Genomic DNA, 1,296 nt, shown 5'->3' with positions numbered 1-1,296 from the left:
CCCGCCGCGTCAGGATAGTTGTCGTGTGAGTTGATTCGATGAGTCTTGGTCGGTGGGCGGAAGTGAGAGCCGTGTGGCGCGTTATTCGATAGAGCATCGGGAGTGGGTGGTGCGGCAGATGATGCCGCCCTTGAACCGGACGGTGCCGGAGCTGGTGGAAGCGACAGGCATTACTGATGCCACCCTGTATGCTTGGCGCAAACAGGCCAGAGCAGCGGGAGCAGTGGTGCCGGGAGATGGACAGCAGGCCGACCAGTGGTCGAGCCAGGACAAGTTTCGGGTGGTGCTGGAAAGCGCCAGCCTCAATGCGGCTGAGCTGGCGGAGTACTGCCGGCGCAAAGGCCTGTATGTCGAGCAGATCAACGCCTGGCGCGAAGCCTGCGAGCAGGCCAACAGCCTGGCTCAGCCGATCAAGACCCGGCGCGAACGCGAAGAGGAAAAGGCCGCGAAGAAGCGCATCAAGCAGCTGGAGCGTGAACTGCGGCGCAAGGATGCGGCGCTGGCAGAAACCGCGGCTCTGCTGGTGTTGCGAAAAAAAGCCGAGGCGCTCTGGGGGAAGGACGAGGACGAATGATCAGCGCCCCGGATCGCCGTGAAACGCTGCAGTTGATCGAGGACGCCGTGGTGGCGGGAGCGCGGCGGGCGCAGGCCTGCGCCGAACTGGGCCTGTCGCTGCGCAGCCTACAGCGCTGGCAGCACTGCCCGGAGGATCGGCGTCCTTCGGCACAACGAGCTGAGCCGGCCAACAAGCTGACCCCGCAAGAGCGCCGCCGCGTGCTGGAGGTCGCCAACCAGCCCGAGTTTGCCAGCCTGCCGCCGCAGCAGATCGTGGCGCGGCTGGCCGATCAGGGCACCTGGCTGGCCTCGGAGTCGACCTTTTACCGGTTGCTGAAGGACGCCGAACAGCAGCATCCGCGCGGTCGTAGCCGCCCACCGGTGAAACGAGCGCTGACGACCCATGTGGCCGACGGCCCGAACCAGCTGTGGTGCTGGGACATCACCTGGCTGCCGACCACGGTCAAGGGCCGTTACTTCTACTGGTACATGATCAAGGACGTCTACAGCCGGAAGCTGGTGGCCAACGAGGTGCATGAAAGTGAAAGCGCCGAGCAGGCCGCCCAGCTGCTACGCCAGGCCTGCCTACGTGAACAGCGGGCAGGCCAGCCGCTGGTACTGCACTCGGACAACGGCAGCGCGATGAAGGGCTCGACCATGCTGGCGGCCATGCAGAACCTGGGTGTGATGCCCTCGTTCAGCCGCCCGCGGGTGAGCAATGACAACGCCTATGCCGAGGCC

1 pseudogene is annotated in these 1,296 nt (G+C 65.4%); it reads left to right on the top strand.

The features are described from left to right. Positions 1 to 73: 73 nt before the first annotated feature. Positions 74 to 1,296: pseudogene (locus IEG05_RS23530) on the top strand (IS3 family transposase); the annotation flags it as partial.

Source organism: Stutzerimonas kunmingensis, assembly GCF_014764705.1.
Classification (GTDB): domain Bacteria; phylum Pseudomonadota; class Gammaproteobacteria; order Pseudomonadales; family Pseudomonadaceae; genus Stutzerimonas.
The sequence above is the reverse complement of the archived record's forward strand: the minus strand, read 5'-3'. Positions and strand labels throughout refer to the sequence as shown.